Genomic DNA, 20199 nt, shown 5'->3' on the forward strand with positions numbered 1-20199 from the left:
ATCCACTGACTGAAACACTGAGCCGTCTCGACGAACCCCTCGATTCGGGTTGTCCTACCGTTTCTACAGCAACAACCGCTTGAGTCCGATACTCACCCCGATAAACAGAATCCCGCCAGCAAACACCAGTAGGCCTGTACCCACGTCGAAATAACCGATAGTCCCAGCTGAAAGCACCGTTCCGGCCAGCCAGACGGAGTTTTTCAACATCCCGGTGAACGGCGGCGCACCGCCTCGGATTCGGCTCATCAGCCCGACTGACGACAGCATCACCGCGACCAACACGCTCAGACCGGAGACGATGCCGCCCCCGAATCCGACAAGGAGGTCCACGCGGGTCTGGAGGATTCCGAAGCCGAGGTATCCGTTCTCGCCGTAGATAGCTCTGCCTTGGAGGTCTCCACTCCCGTCGCTCTCAATAGAAGGCGGGGTTTCTCTCCCGACGGTCTCGCTGTTGTCGGGCGTCGGGTTGTTCGTGTCTCCGAGATCCGAACCCGAACTGGGAGTCGCAACGGTCGGCACCGACTGAGCCGTCGTCGTTCCAGAGGCCCCGGGTGTCGTCCCGTCCGGTACCGTATCCGGCCCCTTCTGTACAAGCAACCAGAAGTCCGGGGGTGTCAGCTGCCCCATCCCGGCCATCGTCTGCCACTGTGAGATGTTCATCGTAAGCTGGCCCCGCATCATCAGCTCCATCGTCCTCGCGGATTGGTCGGCCTGCGAAGGCACGTCAACGTCACCGACGCGTGAACGATTGTAAACGACGAGCGTATGCCCCGGGTCCAGATTCGGATCGATCTGTTCGGCCTCGACGACTCGACCGGTGAGACGATATCTCCCGCTTTCGGGCATCGTCGGCGTCTGTTGAACCGTGTTCGATAGCCCGACGTACCGCACTGTGTCTTCAGACGCCCCGGAAGATGAATCCCACAGGGCGCCCGTGTGGATCACTGTGTCCGACCGCAACGGCTCACACCCGGAAAACGGGAACTCCACTGTATTTTCGCCCTCACACGAGCTCGTCGCGGCCATCGTCTCCTGTGCAGAGAGCCGCGCACCCGTGGCGCTCGCGGTGACCGTCACTACATCTCCAACGTCGTCGTCGCCGATCTCGCTGACGCTCCCGATCCGTTCACCCGACTGCCGCACCTGACTGGTGTAATAGGTCTGCGAACCCGAGTAGTCACTACTGGCGAGCGTGACCTGACTCTCGCCGCCCGTGTACCAGGCCCGGTCTCCATACGCAATCGCAGATGCGGACTGGTTCTCCGATTGCAGGACGACCGGGGTGGGAAGCGACGAATTGCGCTGGTTGAACAGGACCGCTCGGACCGTTCGGCCGGGCTGGGCCAACCGTTCCTGATCGGCGCCCACCGTTCCGAAGAGTCCAGGCTGTGTGGTCCCGCTCAGATCCAACGCCATCGGGAAGTGACGATACGATCCCTGTGTCTCGACCAGTTGCCCGTCGTGGGCACCCTGATCCAGCGAAGATATCGGCACCGATTGCCCATCGTAATTGAACGAAGCTGACTCGGCGAACAGCGCCTGTGTCCGTGCATTGAGCGGGAGCGTCGGACCGCTCACGCTCGCCCTGGCAGTCTCCGGTCGCTTGTCCGTGAAAACCAGATACGTCATCTCGCCGGCATCGAGGGCGAAGACGTTCGACCGGGGTTGCACGTCAAGTCGAGCCGTCCAGTTCAGTTGCTGATTGAGCAGCTGTTGTTGGTTGCGCTCGTGAATTTCGATCGCAACACCCGATACGTCCTCCGCTGCAGCGGCTACCCCAAACGCGGCAACCGCAGAGAGCAGGATACCCAGACAGACTACCGCGCGAATTCGCATATCTCCCTCTATATTCAATTCCCATTGATAATATTTTTCAAATACTACACACGTCGACTGGCGATGTCGTGGCTGGATCGTGACTGATTCGTCGCCACGATCAGGTTGCGTACGGCGTTCGGCTCGGAGTGGACTACCCTACCTACTCGCTCATGGCTGAATTGTGCCCACGCTTCCAATACGCCCGCGTAACAGACGGAGGTAGCATGCTCACCGAGCAACTAAGCTCACTGTGCTAAAAGCTCGCTGAGCAAATTATTGACTCTCCAAGATGCGGGAGCAGACGTTCTACGCGGACGCCGCACCGGCTGATCCGAGCGCACTGAACGAGGAGGCAGAGGGCGATCGCACACTCGACGAACTGTTCGATTGATGTTAGTTCCAGACCGTTTCCTCGCCTGAGAATGCTTCGTCGTTGGTGACGATCGCCTTGGTGTTCTGGACTCGGTGGGCCGATGCAAGGAGTCCGTCGTGCATGGTATACAGATCAATCTCACTGGCGAAGACTGCCAGCTCGTGCTCTCCAATCGAGGTGACCTTGACCGGCCCGTTCGTGACGAGTCGGCGGAGCGTCTCCCGCGGGTCTCCCTGAAGTTTGATGCCAGCGACGACGCCACCGTTATCGACTTGGTAGAGCGCCTCTGCGACCTGTACGTCCGGGGCCTGCAACACGTCGATACCCTGCTCTGCCCGGGAAAAGACCTCGTCAGCGGCGTCAGGAAGCTCATCTACGAGGTACCGAAGCAGGGCGACCGCGTCCACCATGTACGTCGCCATAATCAGGAATCGCTCTCCTCTCCAAGAAGGTTGGTCTCGATGTCCTCACGGTGTTGTTCAACGCGCCGTTCAAGTTCTTCTGCAACCTCTTCTCGCTTTTCAGGCGATGTGTCATCGGGCACTAACATCCCGCGGGCACTCGAACGGTTCGCCTTCCGAACAACGATGCCCTCTTCGCGGCTCTGCCAAACAACCTCATCACCAGGCTCAAGACCGAACTCGTCCCGGAACTCTTTCGGGATCGTGACCTGGCCCTTGCGGGTGATCCGCGTCGTCTCGGTTTCGCTCTCGTTGTCTGTGCTCATGTATAGTACTACGGGGCGTATTACCTAAGGGTTGGGGTGGCTACTACCACCCGAATAACAGGGCGAAGAGGACCTGAGAGGGATCTAAGGTGACATCCTCCGCGCCGTAAACGGCGAGGCTTCCCACGCATGGGGAATACCAGTCAATCGTCGCTGGCAGAGGGTTCACACTCTTGGAACGCCGTAACCGCCATCTGGGCTGGTACGCTCCTCTCACGGTAAGTCGTGGCGGTATCACAACCGCTCCCATCCTGAGGCGAGTCATTTTCAAACAGAAACTTCTCCAGCGAGATGACCCACACACCTCGCACCGAGTGAAAACGAATATCGCACGAGTCGCTCAGGAGTTGTCGAGGGCTTCGACGATGATTTCTGGATCGCGCAAGAGACGATGTTCGAGGTAGCTCCCTTCGCCTTGCCCACCACCAGTATGGTTTGATTCGGTAACGCCGAGAAACGACTGCTCTTTGAGAAGCCGGTAGACCCGGTCTTCGGAAAGCGGTTCGGCTCCCTCTCGTTCGGCGAGTTTCGTGTAGAGCGTGTAGACCCGGTGCGTTCGGAACGCCTCTCGTTCGGGGTTGTCTGCGGTCAGCAATGCAAGTGCGCGGAGGATATACTTCACGTGAGGTGTCGTCCCGCTTACGAGCTTCTCGAACCGGTTCGCCTCCGCTCGCTTCACCGCGTCGTCGACGTGGTCAATTGTGACAGTGTCCGTCCCATCCTTCTCCGCGAGTCGTCCGGCTTCGTACAGGGTGTCGATCGCCTTTCGCGCGTCGCCGTGCTCTTTTGCGGACAACGCAGCAACTTTCGGGATAACATCCGTGTTGAGTACGCCATCCTCGAAGGCGTCCGTTCGATTTGCGAGGATCTCCCGGAGTTGGTCGGCATCGTAGGGGTCGAATACCAGCTCATTGTCTTGGAGACTGGAGTCGAGCCGCTCGTTCAGGCGGTCCCGGTATTCGATCTTGTTGCTGATACAGATCGCCCCGATGTGTGTCTCGGACTTGCCGCTCTCTCGTGCCCGTGAGAGGCTTCGGAGGAGTTCGTCGTCGTCCAGTTTATCGATCTCATCGAGAATGACGACGAACGAGTCGACGCTGTGCTCGTCAAGCAAGTCCCACGTGATATCCCGGTAGTCCGCGGCGGCGATTCCAACGCGAGGGATCTCTACATCGGCATGTAAATTTGCCACGAGCTGACGACCCATCTCGCGGCTAGCCTTCGTTTCCGTCTGGTAATCTGAGCAGTCGACGTATGCGTGTTGAAATTCGACTTCGTTCGCCTCGGCTTCGGTATGGGCTTCGCGGGCCACACACCTCGCAACGAGTGACTTTCCAGCACCTGTCTTCCCATACACGATCGTCGTTTCCGGTGGGCCGCCTATCGTTGCTGGCCCGAGCGCCTGTCCGATCGAACTCACTTCGTCGTCTCGGCCCACAACGCGCTCTAGTTCGGGAACGTGACCGACGCGCAGAAGCTCTCGATTGGCGAAGATCCCACCTGTCTCGAAGATATTAGTCGCCTGTTCCGACTCGTCCATTGGGTATGTTGACAGAACCCGACGAACCCAATAAAGATACCGACTTCACAACGAGTGAATCTCTCCAAATCGAACGAAATTCGATAACACGACAAACTTAGAGAGGTTTATATGTGCTATATCTCTATCCGAGACACCAGACAACGAGTGAATCCTGCCTTAATCAATAGTTTTCTCTGAGACGGAACTCGTGCTTCTGGGGTCCACCATCGTGAGTGGTCAACTTCACTCGTTGCCCGGTGTGTCTCTTCGTCTCCGGCATCGTGTTTAGTTAGTGGCATTGTGCCATCGAGCGAAACTCTGCAACCAATTTTCGGCTGTTTTCGGTTCGACGTGGCTGAAGCAATTCGAGAATGCCGTCGTTCGGCGCTTGAGCTCTCGAAAGATCCGTTCGATGGCGTTACGATTTCCGTGGCGACGCATCTGAAATCGGAGCCCAGCTCGTTGCAGTGCGGCTTGGAGGTGTTGAGCGCCGTCTACGAGGAAGATGGCGGTTTCGACATCGTGTTTGTCTCGCAGTTCGCGGAGGAAGATCTCGGTGAGGGCAGTCGTGGTTGTTGAAAAGAGGCGGACGTGGAGTAGGTTGTTTGTTTCGGGGTCTGCGGCGGCGTACAGCCAGTATTGCTGAATCAAACACGTCCGCGCGGGACAGAAGTCTCCGAGCGGACGGGCCAACCGTCAACTGCCCCTCAAGTCGGGAACGTTGAACGTGAGCGACGAGTTTACGTCCGCCGAAGTTTCGGCTTGAACGGGATTTCACCGACAAGCCCCGGCGTTTACGCCGGGGTAGTTGACCGAGAGAACATCTGCTTTCACTCGTTACCCGGTGTGTGTCCCCCAGAATATCAAAAGACCAACTGTATCTCATCGACTCGACGATTCAGCGGTTTTCGTGCGATACTCTCTCGAAGGTCTGCCTCTGAGTGCCATGTGTGACATCGGTTTGCCTCTTCGAACCGACGAAATAGTGCGAGATGAACCCAGCTGTATGCTGGTTCATCGCTGTCTCTGGTATCCAGTTCCTCGTCGAGAAACGCTGTGAGTTCATGTTCCGTCAGTTGGATCCCGTTGTCTCTGGCGGTTACAACAAGGCCGCGGAGTTCCGCTTTCTTCTGGCTGTCATCGAGATCGGCTGCGAGTGCGATGTGGCGGGCCACCTCCAACACTTCGTCTTTCGTCTCGAACGTATCTCGCTCGACTCCGTAATAGTCTCGTGGCAGAACGACAGTCTGAGCGAAACAATGGTCGTGCCGAAGTAGTCCGAATTCGACGGCCTCGCCGCCAGAATCCTTCTCGTAGATGGCGACGTTGCGGTCGGCAAATTCCGTCAGGAGGTGAAACTTGAGTTCGAATTCCAGCGGATCGGTCCGTCCCTGACCAATCGTGAGACCGAGCGACGGCGTGTCCCCGAGCACGACTGCGGTGGTTGTCGTCGGCTTTGCGAGTTCGTACTGTGCGATCCTGAGAGAACGGTGGTACTCACGTCGGTAGCTCCCGAAGACGATGTATGAAGTATACCCGGCCGCCTGAAGTTGTGGCAGTTCTTCGTTCACCCAGGTTCGAATAGCCGTGTAGTCTTCGCTCGGCAGTGTTGTTCCCGACAGCGCCCGTTGTACTGCCGCGTGTACTTGACGACGATGGTCATCGTCTCCTGTACTCATCGGTGAATGGCCAGTACACCATGTCGGGCGATGAGCGTTTCGACCATGACGGCAAATTCAGAAATAACCATCATTGTCTACCCGAATACTTACCGCACTTGATCCAGTAGTTCCGTTCACGATGAGTCATCCACACGCCCCGTCGAAGCAGACCGCTCCTGAGAAGGGCCTCGCCGTCGAGCAGGTCTTCGACGTGGATGATGCGACTCCGTACGAGACCCAGCGGACCGTGCAGCGCTATCTCTCCCAAGAGACGCGACACAACATCCTGCAGGTGATCCTCGGTCACCCCGCCCACCTCGTCTCGGTCACCGAATTCGACTACTATATTCCGAAGAGCCGGTCGACCATCAGCGAGCAACTTGAGGACCTGGCCACCCACGAGATCCTCATGCAGTACCATTACGAGCCGAATGCCGAAGTCAGGGACGTTCCGGCTGACTTCTGGGGGCTCACGGAATTCGGCGTCAGCCTGCTTACGGAGTACAACTATCTTCGCGGCCTCCCGATCATGCGCGCGGCCCACGATGCAACGCACAAAACGGAGACGGTCCAGCGTCACGAAGACGCCCCGCGACCGAGTCTGCCGGCATCGGTTAATGAAGCACTCGAATACGATGGACCGAACCAATTAGAAGATATCGCGGATCCGTCTGCTCTCTCCGAGCTGCAGGAGCAGACGTTCTACGCGGATGCTGCACCGGCTGATCCGAGCGCACTGAACGAAGATGCTGAGGGCGATCGCACGCTCGACGAATTGTTCGATTGATGTTGAAACGGTGGTGTGTCCGAAGGGGTCAGCACGTCTAGATGCCGCTTCACTTGCAGAAGTGGTGTGTGGGAGACGAGAAAACACCGGATCAAGCTGGCTCTTCGCGGATTTGATACAAATCAATATCCGCAGCTAGATCCCCGAATTCGGGGTCAGCTCCAACGATGAGGGTTGATCCCTGTTCGAGAGCCAACGCAGCAGCGTATGAGTCGCCGAGTGAGATGCCTCCGGCACCTTTGATCCGCGCCACAGAACTCCATGAAGGGGCCTCGATCGTAATTCCATACCCACGGAGGATTCGGAGATCCCGTTCTCCGACTTCGTACTCTTCCCCACTAGGCGGTGTCTGGTTCGGGTCGCCTGTTTCGAGGCGTGCGACCTTGTATACGACCTCAGTTGCAGTCGCATGGGAGATCGCTCCTCTCGCGTCTTCGTCTTCAACCGCTTCGAGCCGCTCTCTCACATCCCCAGCGCCGGGTTCATCGTACAAATACGCGATGAGCGGCTCTGTATCGAATACGTAGTCCGTCATTGATGCTGATCGAGACGCTTGTCGCGCTCACGTTCGAGCTGCTTGTCTTCCTCTTTCATTTCCTGCAGGCGGTCGAGGACGTTTCCTCTCTCGTAACGGCCGGCGTGAATGCCCTGCATCTCTTCAACCGAGGGGAGGGGTTCGACCACGATCTTCCCTTCTTCCTCGTGGATGAGGACCTTACCTGGCGTCTCGATGCCGAACCGCTCTCGGAGTTCCTTGGGAATCGTCGCCTGTCCCTTCTTAGACACGCGGATTACTTCCCCGTCATCGGACTTACTGGACATATCTGTATTACAGTTATAGTTAGTACTACTAAACACCTTTCGTCACACCCCTAGAAATCTTACCTCCTTGGAATCGGCCGAGATCATCCCCATATTCATCATCTCAGCAATTGGATTCCCGAATGGAAACTCTTCCAGCGAGATGACTCACACACTTCACAACGAGTGAAAGCGAATATGGGGTCCCATCTGTAGCCGATTGACCTCCTCCACGGCGTGAATGCCGTGGAGGAGGTCAAGAGGCCGGTGCGAGAATATCTCCCGAGGCGGAGATCTGACTTGCCGTCTTCGTTAATCAGAGCCACGTATCCAGCGTGCAATCTGCTGGCTGTACGTATCGTACACCTCCAACTCGGTCTGAGCATCTCGTGTACTTCGGTGTAATCGATATGGCCGTACTCGTGGGCGAGCACGTTTCGAAACCCAATCGCGGCGATGAGCGTCTCCGCGGTTCCCTCGTCAATGACGCCTTCTCGACGGAGAACGCGGATCGCGCCTTTGGATGTACTGCCATCGAATTCGAAGTCACGCGTTGCGACGTGCTGGGCGAGATCGGCACATGCCTAGATAACGTTCTCAAACATCCGCTCGATGGCACGTTGTTCGGTCGTGTTCGCGAGGAACTCTTGACGGGACAACGTCTCTCGTTTCTCCACAAGTTCGCCGTGGTACTGCTCGATCTGTTCGAGTTTGACCGAGACGACTCGCTCGTCAGCCACGCAATCCGTCCTCCGCGATCCGGTCGATTATCTCGGACTGTCTGTGGCGAACCTCCTCGCGGCGATCGCGAAACTCGGCCTCTACTTCTGTCTTGAACTCCCGGAACAGTTGCTCGTCACCGCAGACGAATTCGCCGTTGAGGGCATCGTGTGCGACATCTATTGGCAGGGCTTCGAGGTCTGAGATGTCGACGAACGGGGCGTCTTCTCTTTGGAGGGTCCCTGACAGCAAACATCGCTTTCGAAAGCGGTCGGTGGTAGAATGCTCATCAGCGAATTTAACGGCGAGATCTAGATCTGACGATGATGTCGCCGTACCCGTAATTTGCGATCCGAATGCGACCGCGAATGCAACAGCCGGATCGGAACAGATGGGCTCATCGAGAGTGGCAAGCGCCCCCGATCACCTGTCACTCATATCCATATACGAACAACGGTGTATCAGCACAAAACAATTCCGTCGCAGTGGCTGGTCACGTTACCTTCGAGTGCCTCGTTCACCCCGACAAACTCATCCAGAGAATCGAGCACGGTGACGACCTTCTTCAGGTTGTTTATCGCCTATTGGAGCAATCACAGTTTCGTCGAGATGGCTTCTCGACGCCGAAATAATTGTGGACACGCCGATAGACCTCGTTCTCCAAGTCTGTTCTATCAGCATTCTTCTCAATGAGAATTACACCAGTCAAGGAAATATCGTCGTACATCCGCGCAAGTTCGGTGAACTACCCCACCCTACTCGCTCACCGCTGACGCGATTCGCTCCTTGAGGACGGGGACTTAGCGCCTAATTCCAGTTAAAATTCCCGTGGATAATATACGCGGAGGAGCGAGTCCGGGTGAGATCTCGGCCAGTGACCGGATTTGCTGGACCATTTGAATGGCCAAGTAGTTGGTCGACAGTATTTGTAGACTCAGAATTTTCCATAGAAAGACGCGTAACTACTCGTCCTCGGACTCGCGCGCCATCTTCGCAGCAGCCTCACGGCCCTTCTCAAGTTGTTCGATCGACTGGCCAGTTGTCTCAGCCAGTTCCTCGACCGTGGGGATGTTCTTCAGCGCCATCTTCTTGACTCCGATTAGTTACCTCTCTCGATTATACCTTTCGCAAAGGTGGATCCCCAGAGATTTACCATCAAATGCCGGTGAACTACCTTCAAGGAGCGAACGGCGTCAGCCGTGAGCGAGTAGGTAGAGTGGTTCACATACTGTTTCATTTGAGACTCTTGAGCTCGAACTCACTCGCCCGAACCCGAAGCGGGAACCATCTTTCCTCGTCGATTCCAAGCAGCGCCTCGGAGAATCCGTCTTCGTCGTTTCCGGCCTTCGCGGTCCGAATCCAGTTCACTTCACGCTCACTCAATCCGAACCACTCGGCCAACTTCTCGGCTTCTTCCTGCACTCGATGGATCACCGTCATCGAACAGAGGTTCGCGATCGTGCGTGCCTCCGGTGTCGGCGAAAACTCGCCGCCCATCTGCGTGATGAAGTGCAAGGATAGGTCGTAGTGGCGACTGTGGCGAACCGCTGTGTCCAAGAACTCTAGCGAGGTGGCGTCGTTCATCAGGTAGTGAGCCTCGTCGATGGCAAACACAACGCGCTTGTCAGTCTCTTTCACTCGTTCGTAGACTGCATTGAACAGTACCTGCATCATCAGGCTCGTCTCCGAACGGCCGGCCGCACCCTCTTCCTGATGCAAGTCAAGGTACAGCACCGGCGAGTTTCGTCGAGAACGACTTCCCGGTACCCAACTGTTCGATGACCATTGTACAGTAGCTGGTTTCCCATCTTGACCACAGACTTATAGCTATGTGCTACTATCGTATTACCATGAAGTACGCCAATGTCAGCGTCAAATTCCCCAAAGAACTCGATCGGGAACTCGAGCGATTTCTCGAGGAAACTGGTATCTACACGAACAAGAGTGAGTTTATCAAGGAATCTGTTCGGCGACATCTGGTCGAGCTAAATAACGAACCAGCCATTGCAGCGCTCCGGACCGAGCAATTGCTCGCTCGCGCCGAACAGGAGTCACTTTCCGATGACGAGCTCCAACGTCGGCTTGACGCCTTCCGAAAGCGCGTTGACGAGGAGAATCTATCGGAGGCAGTCGAGACAGCACGCGAGGATACAGCCGAAGAGTTCGCCGATCACACGTGAAGATTCTTGATACGAATCTCTGGGTATTCGGGACACTCGGGACGAATACCCGGGTCGAACGTCTTTCAGACATCGGAACCGAGCATCTACGATCCTCACAAACGTCGGTGGATCCGCTTCATTCCGTCCGAGCCAGCAGAACCTCTCGGAAATAACGATCGAGCATATCGAGTGATAGGTCCGGCTCGGCTTACAGATATCGGCCCTTCTGTGATCAGCTACACCCGTCGCGGCCTACTCTATTCTTCCACGAAATCAATCATCGCAACTGTAAAGCAGTCACAACAGAACTCATCAGCGACCTCAAGCGCCTTCCCTAACGTCGTCTCGACGAAATCTCCTGGGGGTTCGACGTAGTCAGCGTCATGTATCGTTGTGTATCCTGATTCAATGTCTTCGCCGTTGACATCCTCCCCGCCCTGAAGGGCGAGGATTCCCGAGCGTTGGGGTATTACGGTTCGCAACCCACCTGTTCCCTCGGGCGGAACGACCCAGAGGTTTGGTTGAACAGGTAGGCTACTGGCCGTGCCAAACGACCGTTACTCATATCCTCCGTTGGAGGATTCTGAGTTATCTTTCTGCGAATATTCACCGCACCATTCACGTCCGTGTTCATCGTTGCACAGCACGATTCACAGACATACAGGCCACGTTCCACACGGTTGGCGTCACGCTTCCGTCCACAGCACGAACACGTCTTCGACGTATCTCTCTCGGAAACACGGTCAACAAGGATTCCGTGTTCCTCTGCTTTGTACTCCAAGAGCGTCGTGAAGCGGTCAAACTCCCACCCGTGGAGTTTCTTGTTCCCGCTTCGACCCCAGTTCCGTGACTCTCCGTTCTCGTCTTCACGAATCTCGCTCAAGTCACCGATGGCAATACGACCAACTTCGTGGCCGATGCACCGCTCTACAACGTGCTTGGCGAGCGAGTGCAGGAAGTGGTCTTTCCGACGCGAGAGTTTCTGTCGGGCGCGAAGCGCACGGTGTGACGGGCCGTTCTCGCCCTCTGTGTCGTACTCGTCACGAGTGAAGTAGTGCTTGTCCTGTTTCAGCACGTTCCCCGGATACAACTCGGCGTCACCGTTGTCGTAAGCGATCGCGAGGTAGTTCTTGATGCCGAGGTCGATCCCCGCCGTGTTGTCTCCCGGTGCGTCCTCGACGGGAATTTCGACCTTACAGACGAGGTGCAGTTCCCAGCGGTCGCCGTTCCAGACGGCGCGAACCTGCTGGATGTTCTCCACAGTCACGTCTGGTCGTGTTTTGTACTCACAGAGGATGAAGTCTGAGCGGTGGTTCTTTAGGTTGAATCCCTTGCTTAGACGAAGTTGGTTGTGCTTCGTGTCATGCTTGATGCCTTTCTGCTTCCACGTCACGGTGGAGCGCGGGTGTTCGTCGCCGTGTTTGCGATAGCCCGGTGGGTTGGCGTCCTCGTCTCCGCGTTGGCGTGCTTTGTACCAACCGGTGAACGACTCAGCAAGCTCTTCAAGAACTCGCTGACTTGACTGAGAATGTAGGTCACTGTATCGTTCGTGTTCCTTGAGTTCGGATTTGAGTTCGCCGTCGTCGGGTATTTCCCCGTCTTCATCCCATCGGCCTTGCGTGTAGTATCGGGCGACATTCCACAGTTTCGACGCGGAGAACCCGCACTGGTTGAGGTCGTCACTCACCTGTTGGTGGTTAACTATTTTCGCTCGATAGGTGCGAGTTGTTTCCAGCATCGGACTGTGTTCATAACCAGTTATGAGAGATTGTATATTAAATCCAACGACTGGGCGTAGAATATCCAGCAGTGCCATGGAACGTGGTTAGTGGAGGAGTTGTCGGCTGTATCCCCGCCCTAAAGGGCGAGGTTTTGGCCTTGAAACTTCCATAATTCCCTTTTCCCTGCTCGATTGGATGGCTAATTCTTCCTTCACTTCTCCCTTCACTATACTGCGGCGGATCCAATGTCGGCTCCCGATTGTATCTATTTGTGCATAGTGCTACTGCAATTCATCTTTGGATGGTCCGTCCCAATCAGCCGTTGAGTCGAACAGGCGGTGTTGATTTTCGAGCCACTCGACCTCGTGGTACGTCACATCGTCTTGGATATCGTATTCTATCGGAAGCGGATCTGAGGTTCGATTCGTGTAGGTGAGATTGATTTCGATACAAGGTCCGTGCTCGGAGACGCAGTCAAATCCATCGTCACATGGGTATGCGACGCTGAACCACCGGATTTGGAACCCAAAGTGGTCACAAACATCTCTGACGACTGCCGCGTCACAGTAGGGCGTATGGACCCATAACTCACCGCCAGCGTACGCTTGAGCCTTGACACACCAGATCTCATCGAGCGACCGAAGAAACTTCGCGGCGCGATTGTAGTGCGCTTCAGTCAGGCGTTCCCACCAGTAATATCGCTCAATCTGGTCAACCAGCAATTGGAAGCAATCACCGCACACATCGTACTCTTTCTCCCCGAGACAGATGTCGTGGAGTTCAGCACAGTGGGGAGTAGCGCACGCCTCGCACGTGGGGGAAGAGCTTGTATCCCTGCAGAATGATCCTTCGTTAGGGTCAAGGCGCTGGGGAGACGCGTCGCTACACTCTGTCTGGTCGGACTTGCTTGGGTCGGTATTCTCGGTCATTGGTCTCTAACCGAGAACCATCAGTCACGGACGTGATTGGGTTCCCGGCTATAGTAGAATCTGGAAGTCATTTCTGGCCCAAACGGTGTAGAAAGGTATTCTCTGTCAGTTTTCGATGTTCTGCAGAGATGAGTGAGCAAAGACCTCTGGAGATTACTATAGAACCCGATCGACGGGACACCAACCATCTGTAATAGCAGATGGCGGGTTGCTGTAAATAGTTTCTGTGCGCTCCATCAGAGGGGTTCTAAGTACGCCCCGAAAGGCTCGGATGGGGCGATAGAGGATGAAGAAGGTTCAGGAGAGTAGTCTGTCCGATAGATACTCCGAGCAATCAACCGGGATTGCTTCCCATGCCGCTTGAATCGCCTGGTACCCAGTCCATCCTTCTCCGTGAAGCATCTCACCGCAGGCCTGACAAAACTCTTCGACAGTACACTTGTCGGCATCGAGTAACAGATACAGTAAAAACGTGGGAGCAACGGCCTTTCCGGTCGTTTCTTCTGCGTCGTCGAAGATACGATTGATTGACCGACGGCCGTGCTTATCCATCAAAATCGCAAATCGATACAAGTCGGTGTTCTGTTCAATCTCTGTGCGAATTGACTTCTCTCCCGCATCTTCTCCGTGCGGACGAGGAACACATGGAACTACAGCAAACGATTCGTTCTCGTCATTAGCGAACGGCTCAAGTGCCTTTTTGCTCCCGTGATGGACCCATTCCTCTCTCGTCCCTTCGGGCGCATACTCAGAGTTCTTTCGAACGTGTCGTTCAAGTTCTTGGTAACAGACGTTCGTTGTCGTCAGATTCAGGGTCTTCGTGAGATGAGACCAGAGATTTGTGTTTGCGACAGCGATCAGTGCGTCAGTATCGACGATAATCGGAGAGCGCACTTCATCATCCGTCATCGCTACTCTTGGAATACCCCAGTCGTATCAAGTTCTGAAGCTTCCTCAAAGGCGTTCCGCTCGCGCTCGATCTCCTCTAGGCCATCATCGAGAAGAATCTCTGCAACGTCTTTAGAGATGTCTCCCTGCTTGTACTGCTGGTGAAGCGTGATTTTCTCTTCGTCCGAAAGGGCTTCTCGAAGTTTCTCGCGGAGCCCCTGTCGGGCAAGCTCACTAATGTTTATCCCCCCGAGACGCATCTGGTCGACGACTTGCGTTGCTTCCTTCTCAGCTTCCCCTCGGAACTGGATTTTGTCGTTGTTCGTCGCCATCTTACCGACTCGTTCGTTCCCTACGGCAATAGATGTTGTGACGCGCCATCCGTGTCATCACAAATTCCACTACTGGGCTACGGCTTGAGAAAATATATTCGTCGCTCTTGCGTAGCTCATTGTTGATGGGTCGTTGTCTTGCGATTTTGGTGGTCGGTAACTGCCACAGTGACCACTGCTGAACACCGGCATCACTGATTCACACCGGTTGAACTCTTTCCCGGAACCACAGAACGAGATATCAACAACCTGCGTCACAAGAGCGAATCGTTGGTGTACGATGTCCAGTCCTACTTGGGAAGTGGTTCCTTCCTGGTGCGAACGCAGCCTCATCGGGGAACGTTATCGCGACACTCCCCACACGCTTCGTCGGGGGTCCCCTCTCCACCATTCGAATCGGTGGCAATCTTGATCTGGCCACCGTCTGGAGCGACTGACTTGGGATCTCTCTGATCCGCGATCGCATCGACGAGTGGTCGTCGGATCGCAACCGTAACGCGATGCTTGCATGCGCCCTCGTGGTGTTCGTCGGTCGGTCAGGAACACGAAACTGGCACACTGTCGCTGATGCGGACGAGGTATTCGTGCTCGCTCGGGTGTTCGTGACTGCCGTTGCGAACCTGGACACCCGTGGAGGCGAGCGTGAATTCGAAGGTTCATACTGGCCCCGTTTGGCGACACGACTCGTGAACTCGAGCTCGTTGAGGGGATGCATGCTGGTTTCCAGAGCACCCTACCGAGAGCGCTCCGCCCCTGGTGGCGCTAATAAAATCGCTTGCGGTGCGTTTCCCCTTTACCGAATCTTATGTAACAATAGGCCCTCGTAGGTCCGGATTGTTACCTAAGATCTATCTGTGAGCCGCTTCTGAAACAGTAAACAGAGATAGCGTACGTGACATCCTCGCTCGCGCCGAACAGGAGCCGCTTCCTGATGAAGAGCTCCAGCATCGGCTTGACGCCCTCCGAGAACGCGTTGACGAGGAGAACCTATCGGAGGCTGTCGAGACAGCATGCGAGGATACAGCCGGAGAGTTTGTCGACCACACGTGAAGATTCTTGATACGAATCTCTGGGTATTCGGAACGCTGAGGACGAACGCTCGGGCAGAACGTATTCTAAATGAAATAGAATGCGGAGAGACAGTGTCTGCAATTAATGCATACATGGTTCAGGAAGCGCTCAACGCGTTCGATAGGACCCCAAGTTTTAGTCCTGAAGAGCGTGACGAGCTGAAAACCCTCTTCTTCTTCTCGCGGCTGACGCGGATGACTGGTCTCATCGAAGCGCCCTCGAGCCGCGACTTCGCTGACTCGCTACTTGATGAACGCCGTTCGAATGTTCACAGGCGGTACAAGGCGGATACCCCGACCCTTGAGGTCAGGGAGGAAGTCGACACCAGATGACACAAACCATGCTACGATGGCAAGCCGGACCCAAATGCATAAGTAACATCGGCCGTATATGTGAAAATACAGTGGAATACCGTCGTACCGCCGTCATCAAACTCGACACTCCTGAAGGAGCCGACGCATCCCTTCAAGAGACTGTCGAGCAGTTCAAACACTGTGCCAACACCGCGAGTGAGTGGTGCTGGCACGGCGACGACGGCTACCACGTCACCTCGAAAGCGAAAGCCGAACGCGCCCTCTACGACCAGCTCCGCGACGAAACCGACCTAACTGCGAATCTCGTCCAGAAAGGGATTCGCAGGGCGGTCGAAGCCGTCAAAAGCGGAGTCTCGCGTCTCGAACGTGGCGAGAATACGTCACAACCGCACTTCTCAGCAGACAGCGCGGTGTACGACAAGCGGAGCGCGACGTTCCACCGCGACCACGTATCGCTGTCCACCGTAGACGGGCGCGTCGAGTGTGATTACATCCTTCCCGACGACTCAGAGACACCGCCGACCAAGTACGTCTCTGACGAGGACTTCGAGTTTCGGATGGCACACTTGCAGTATCACGACGGTGACTGGTATCTCCACGCTTCGATGCGGAAAGTCGAAGCAGACGAGGAATCGTCCGAATCCGAGTCCAAGCACAGAACAGTCCTTGGTGTGGATTTGGGCGTGAACAACCTCGCCGTTGCTTCGACGGGGCGATTCTGGCCGGCAGACGAGTTCAACCACTGGCGTCAAGAGTACGAGAAACGCCGTGCATCGCTCCAGCAGTGTGGCTCTCGTCACGCCCACGAAAACATCGAGTCAGTCGGGCAGAAAGAGTCCGGGCGGTTCGAGATACACCTGCACACGGTGGCGAACGAACTTATCGAGGAGGCCGTCGAGAACGACTGTTCGCATATCGTGTTCGAGGATTTGACCCACATTCGGGAGAACATTCCCGAGGCGACGTGGCAACACGTCTGGGCGTTCCGACGCCTCTACGAGTACGTCGAATACAAGGCCGAAGAACACAAAATCGAGGCCATACAGGTTGACCCGCGCAACACGTCGAAGCGTTGCTCGACGTGTGGGTTTACCCACGACGATAACCGTAACGGGGAGTCGTTCGAGTGTCAGCAGTGTGGTTATGAGAACCACGCCGACTACAACGCTTCCAAGAACATCGGTTTGCAGTATCTCCGTCGCAGGCAAAACGCAGGCGACGGAGGCGCACCCGTAGATGTGCGCTTGAATCGCGGGACGCTGAACGTGAGTGGGGAGTACGTACCCCCTGCCTCGGTTGAGGCATAGAACGGGAGTCCACGCGAAAGCCTCGGGGCTTGACCCCGAGGCGATTTACTGATCGAGACTCTCGACCTCGAAGTCACTCGCCCGAACCCGAAGCGGGAACCACCCCTCTTCTTCGATCCCAAGCAACGCCTCGGAGAACCCGTCTTCGTCGTTGCCGGCCTTCGCGGTCCGGATCCAATTCACTTCCCGCTCGCTCAACCCGAACCACTCCGCTAACTTCTCGGTCTCCTCTTGGACCCGATGGATCAGCGTCAACGAACAGAGATTGGCGATCGTTCGTGCTTCGGGCGTCAACGCAAACTCCCCGCCAGTCTGCGTGATGAAGTGCAACGACAGATCGTAGTGGCGACTGTGACGCACAGCCGTCTCGAGGAACTCCAACGAGGTGGCGTCGTTCATCAGGTAGTGGGCCTCGTCGATGGCAAAGACGACCCGCTTGTCCGTCCCCTTCGCTCGCTCGTACACCGCGTTGAACAGCACCTGCATCATGAGACTCGTCTCCGACCGGCCGGTCGCGCCTTCCTCCTGGTGCAGGTCGAGATACAATACCGATGAGTCCAGATCGAACTCCGTCGGCGCCGCAAGATTCGCCAGATCACCACCGGGACGGAACGATGGCCGAAGGTCAGTCAACAGCGACTGTGCATCTCCCTGCACACTCTCTTGTTCACCCGCGGTCGCGTAGCCGAACTCACCCGGGGCATCCAGCATATCTTCGAGGACGGCCATCACGTCGCGAATCGTCGGCGACTCCCGATCATGGGTCGATGGCGCCCGCGTGATCCCCTTCCGGTCGTAGGCTTCCTGCACGGCCCGGCGAAGGGTCTGCTTGCGGTCGGCGAGGGGATTGGTCGCGACGTGTTCGAAAAACGTCTCGAAGAACGTGAGCACCCACGAAATCTGCTCGGACCACGGATCGACATCCGGCGCATCGGCGAGCACCTCAGATGGGGTCGCCTTCAACTCGAGTGGGTTGATGCCGCGAGTCCCACCGACGGTGATGCGCTCACCGCCGAGCGTCTCGTTCACGCCGGCGAACCCCTCCAGCGGGTCGAGCATGATGATGACCGTGTCCTGATCGTACATCGCCCGTCGCAACAACTGGAGTTTCGTCGAGAAGGACTTCCCAGCCCCCAACTGCCCGATCACCATCGCACAGTACCCCGTCTCCCGCTCGAACCGGTCGAGAATCAACGGGCTCTCGTTCAATGCGTAGGTCCCGTATTCGATCCCGGGCTCGGCAAAGGCACCCGCGACGAACGGGAACATCGCGCCGACGGCGCCGGCGAGCATCGGCGTCGTCGTGTCCAGCGACTCGTTCAACTTGTCCACGCCGACCGGGCTGGCCGACACGAACGAGTCTAACTGCGTCCACCGCGGCGTGACAGGCGTCAGATTCGTCGGCGACTGCCGCGCGGTGCTCGTGACGCCGTCGACGTTCAGGTCGTCCTTCGAGTCGCCTTGGACGGCGAGATACATCGACACGTCGAACGCACTCATCGACGTGTTCCGGAGGGCGTCGTACAACGCCTGGAAGTCCTGAATGTCCTTCTCGATGCCGCGGGCACCAGCCCGTCGTTTCTCCTCGAGATACTCCCGGTCGGCCTGCAGGTCCTCGATCGTGTTTTCGAGCGTGTCGAGCGTCGCCGTCGTGTCCCGTGGCGAGATGTGGAGACTGATATCCGTCCGCCGCGTGTCTGCCGTCGAATACAACGACTCGAAGAGGCCGTCCATCGGCGTATCGGGGTATTCGCCGACCCACAGCGTCTGTGCCCACTGGTCGCCCGTCCGGACGACGTTGGGCTCGCGTTCGATGCTGGAGGGCGTGACGACCGTCTGGTGGATATCCGAGACATCCGGGACGCCCACGTCCCCGTTCGAACTCGACGGGTCGTAGTCGACGCTCACGTCCGCTGTCGCGTCACCAGTCGAGTCGCCGGCCACTCCGACCGCCGCTTCAGTGTCGTCTGGCTTCGGCCCCTCGGACGCTTCAGAGGGGTCGGCCGCGTCCTCACGAGTGGGGAGGACCGAGCGCAGCATCTCGATCATCGGTCCGGCCCTCCGACGATCCCACGGGTCCGAAGCACCTGCTCCAGCTGACCGTACTCCATCGACTCGTCGCTCCAGTACTCCCCGATCACCTTCGTCGCCTCCGTCGCGTCGAGGCGATGTGCTGTACAGCCGTTGATACCACGGATGCCTGCCCGGACTCGGTCGAGGCGGTCGTCGAGTTCGTCGATCAGCGCTTCGCGTTCGGCGGCCTCGCGCGGCGCGTACAGCTCGCGAACAACCAGCCCGAGGACGGGAACGGCGGCGAGTTGCTCGGCGAGACTCGCGTCGTCGAACCGAACCTCCGCTGGGGTGACCGGAACGACGACGTAGTGGTCGCGAATCGTCATCCGGCGCTCGTCGAGTTCGGCCTCGTACCACGCGACGTAGTTCTCGATGAGCGCTTCCAGCTGGGGATTCGCCTCAACGTCGGGATCGTCCAGCCGCGCCTCATAGCGAGCGAGATGGTCGTCGACGGGGAACGGTTGGGTCGTCGAGTAGATCTGGATCGGGAACTCGACGGTCGTGTTCAGGAAGTCCTGAAAGCTCTCGGCTTTCTGTGCCCACTCTTCGTCGGTCGCCAGCGCCATCGTCGGCGGGATGACCTGCACGAGCCCGAAGACCGCGCCATCGGTTCGTTCGATCGCGTTCCGCCGCGGATACACCCGCTCGATCCGGGTGTACTCCTTGGCGGCCTCGTGGTCGGAGTCTGTGGCGCGGCTATGGAAGGACACCATTGAGGTGACCCAGTCGGCGCTGGTCGTATACGCCGGCGTCAGGTAGACGAAGAGTGCGCCGAGACCGATCATCACGCCCGCGAGTGGGAGTGCAAGCGTCTGCACCTGATGGCCCTGGATGGTCATCCCCGCGGGGAGGAGCACTTGGACACAGAGGACGACAACCACGCCGGGGAACAGCGCGACGGCCAGATCGGTCATCGTGTAGCTGCCGAGTAGTTTCGTGTCGGTACCGAGCGATTTCGGAATGCGTTTTGCGGGATTGTGGTCGTCCATC

19 protein-coding genes and 3 pseudogenes are annotated in these 20199 nt (G+C 57.0%); 4 read left to right on the forward strand and 18 right to left on the reverse strand.

Going from position 1 to position 20199, the window contains the following annotated elements:
• Positions 1–63: 63 nt before the first annotated feature.
• The 6 genes and pseudogenes from HZS54_RS06375 to HZS54_RS06400 form a co-directional block, all read right to left on the reverse strand.
• Entirely contained in the window at positions 64–1839 is a 1776-nt protein-coding gene (locus HZS54_RS06375) for a hypothetical protein (RefSeq protein ID WP_179921118.1), read from the reverse strand.
• A gap of 375 nt (positions 1840–2214) precedes the next feature.
• A complete protein-coding gene (locus HZS54_RS06380; RefSeq protein ID WP_179921120.1) occupies positions 2215–2616 on the reverse strand; it encodes a PIN domain-containing protein in 402 nt (133 codons plus the stop codon).
• 2 nt (positions 2617–2618) lie between these two features.
• Positions 2619–2921, reverse strand: coding sequence for an AbrB/MazE/SpoVT family DNA-binding domain-containing protein (locus HZS54_RS06385; RefSeq protein WP_179921122.1), 303 nt, complete (start codon positions 2919–2921; stop codon positions 2619–2621).
• A 340-nt stretch (positions 2922–3261) separates the two neighbouring features.
• Positions 3262–4461: a Cdc6/Cdc18 family protein gene (locus tag HZS54_RS06390; protein ID WP_179921124.1), complete on the reverse strand. Its 1200-nt coding sequence runs from the start codon at positions 4459–4461 to the stop codon at positions 3262–3264.
• Between the two features lie 267 nt (positions 4462–4728).
• Positions 4729–5088 (reverse strand): annotated as a pseudogene (locus tag HZS54_RS06395) (transposase domain-containing protein); the annotation flags it as partial.
• Between the two features lie 218 nt (positions 5089–5306).
• The gene (locus HZS54_RS06400; protein ID WP_179921126.1) at positions 5307–6122 is read right to left on the reverse strand and encodes a DUF8170 family protein; all 816 of its coding nucleotides are present in this window, start codon (positions 6120–6122) and stop codon (positions 5307–5309) included.
• Positions 6123–6243: 121 nt separating this feature from the next.
• Here HZS54_RS06400 and HZS54_RS06405 point away from each other — a divergent pair, with 121 nt between their 5' ends.
• Entirely contained in the window at positions 6244–6891 is a 648-nt protein-coding gene (locus tag HZS54_RS06405; protein WP_179921128.1) for a hypothetical protein, read from the forward strand.
• A 91-nt stretch (positions 6892–6982) separates the two neighbouring features.
• Here the strand turns inward: HZS54_RS06405 and HZS54_RS06410 are convergent, their stop codons facing one another.
• The 7 genes and pseudogenes from HZS54_RS06410 to HZS54_RS06430 form a co-directional block, all read right to left on the reverse strand.
• Positions 6983–7426: a PIN domain-containing protein gene (locus tag HZS54_RS06410; protein WP_179921130.1), complete on the reverse strand. Its 444-nt coding sequence runs from the start codon at positions 7424–7426 to the stop codon at positions 6983–6985.
• Positions 7423–7713, reverse strand: a complete 291-nt coding sequence (locus tag HZS54_RS06415; protein ID WP_179921132.1) for an AbrB/MazE/SpoVT family DNA-binding domain-containing protein — start codon at positions 7711–7713, stop codon at positions 7423–7425. Before HZS54_RS06415 ends, HZS54_RS06410 begins: the two co-directional genes overlap by 4 nt.
• A gap of 98 nt (positions 7714–7811) precedes the next feature.
• Positions 7812–8216 (reverse strand): annotated as a pseudogene (locus HZS54_RS26190) (DUF86 domain-containing protein); the annotation flags it as partial.
• Positions 8217–8276: 60 nt separating this feature from the next.
• Positions 8277–8432 carry a hypothetical protein gene (locus tag HZS54_RS26195; RefSeq protein ID WP_246391808.1) on the reverse strand — a complete coding sequence of 52 codons (156 nt, stop codon included), beginning with the start codon at positions 8430–8432 and terminating at the stop codon, positions 8277–8279.
• Positions 8425–8805: a type VII toxin-antitoxin system MntA family adenylyltransferase antitoxin gene (mntA, locus tag HZS54_RS06425; RefSeq protein ID WP_179922954.1), complete on the reverse strand. Its 381-nt coding sequence runs from the start codon at positions 8803–8805 to the stop codon at positions 8425–8427. Before mntA ends, HZS54_RS26195 begins: the two co-directional genes overlap by 8 nt.
• Before the next feature lie 569 nt (positions 8806–9374).
• Positions 9375–9497, reverse strand: coding sequence for a hypothetical protein (locus tag HZS54_RS26420; protein ID WP_281377738.1), 123 nt, complete (start codon positions 9495–9497; stop codon positions 9375–9377).
• Positions 9498–9645: 148 nt separating this feature from the next.
• Positions 9646–10185: pseudogene (locus tag HZS54_RS06430) on the reverse strand (type IV secretion system DNA-binding domain-containing protein); the annotation flags it as partial.
• 77 nt (positions 10186–10262) lie between these two features.
• On the opposite strand from HZS54_RS06430, the gene HZS54_RS06435 reads away from it, so the two are divergent.
• Complete coding sequence (locus HZS54_RS06435) at positions 10263–10592, forward strand: ribbon-helix-helix domain-containing protein (RefSeq protein WP_179921134.1); 330 nt, start codon at positions 10263–10265, stop codon at positions 10590–10592.
• Positions 10593–11043: 451 nt separating this feature from the next.
• Here HZS54_RS06435 and HZS54_RS06440 read toward each other — a convergent pair whose 3' ends face one another.
• From HZS54_RS06440 to HZS54_RS06450, 3 genes are all read right to left on the reverse strand, one after another.
• Positions 11044–12312: an RNA-guided endonuclease InsQ/TnpB family protein gene (locus tag HZS54_RS06440; RefSeq protein ID WP_179922955.1), complete on the reverse strand. Its 1269-nt coding sequence runs from the start codon at positions 12310–12312 to the stop codon at positions 11044–11046.
• Positions 12313–13521: 1209 nt separating this feature from the next.
• Entirely contained in the window at positions 13522–14133 is a 612-nt protein-coding gene (locus HZS54_RS06445) for a hypothetical protein (protein ID WP_179921136.1), read from the reverse strand.
• Positions 14134–14135: 2 nt separating this feature from the next.
• A complete protein-coding gene (locus HZS54_RS06450; RefSeq protein ID WP_179921138.1) occupies positions 14136–14444 on the reverse strand; it encodes a DUF8065 family protein in 309 nt (102 codons plus the stop codon).
• A 1046-nt stretch (positions 14445–15490) separates the two neighbouring features.
• Here HZS54_RS06450 and HZS54_RS06455 point away from each other — a divergent pair.
• Positions 15491–15847: a hypothetical protein gene (locus HZS54_RS06455; protein WP_246391810.1), complete on the forward strand. Its 357-nt coding sequence runs from the start codon at positions 15491–15493 to the stop codon at positions 15845–15847.
• Between the two features lie 71 nt (positions 15848–15918).
• Entirely contained in the window at positions 15919–17136 is a 1218-nt protein-coding gene (locus HZS54_RS06460; RefSeq protein WP_179921140.1) for an RNA-guided endonuclease InsQ/TnpB family protein, read from the forward strand.
• A gap of 45 nt (positions 17137–17181) precedes the next feature.
• Here HZS54_RS06460 and HZS54_RS06465 read toward each other — a convergent pair whose 3' ends face one another.
• Both HZS54_RS06465 and HZS54_RS06470 read right to left on the reverse strand, forming a co-directional pair.
• Positions 17182–19185: a VirB4 family type IV secretion system protein gene (locus HZS54_RS06465; protein WP_179921142.1), complete on the reverse strand. Its 2004-nt coding sequence runs from the start codon at positions 19183–19185 to the stop codon at positions 17182–17184.
• Entirely contained in the window at positions 19182–20198 is a 1017-nt protein-coding gene (locus HZS54_RS06470; protein ID WP_179921144.1) for a TraC-like domain-containing protein, read from the reverse strand. The genes HZS54_RS06465 and HZS54_RS06470 overlap by 4 nt, the downstream gene beginning before the upstream one ends.
• Position 20199 lies beyond the last annotated feature (1 nt).

This window comes from Halosimplex pelagicum (assembly GCF_013415905.1).
Classification (GTDB): Archaea; Halobacteriota; Halobacteria; order Halobacteriales; family Haloarculaceae; genus Halosimplex; species Halosimplex pelagicum.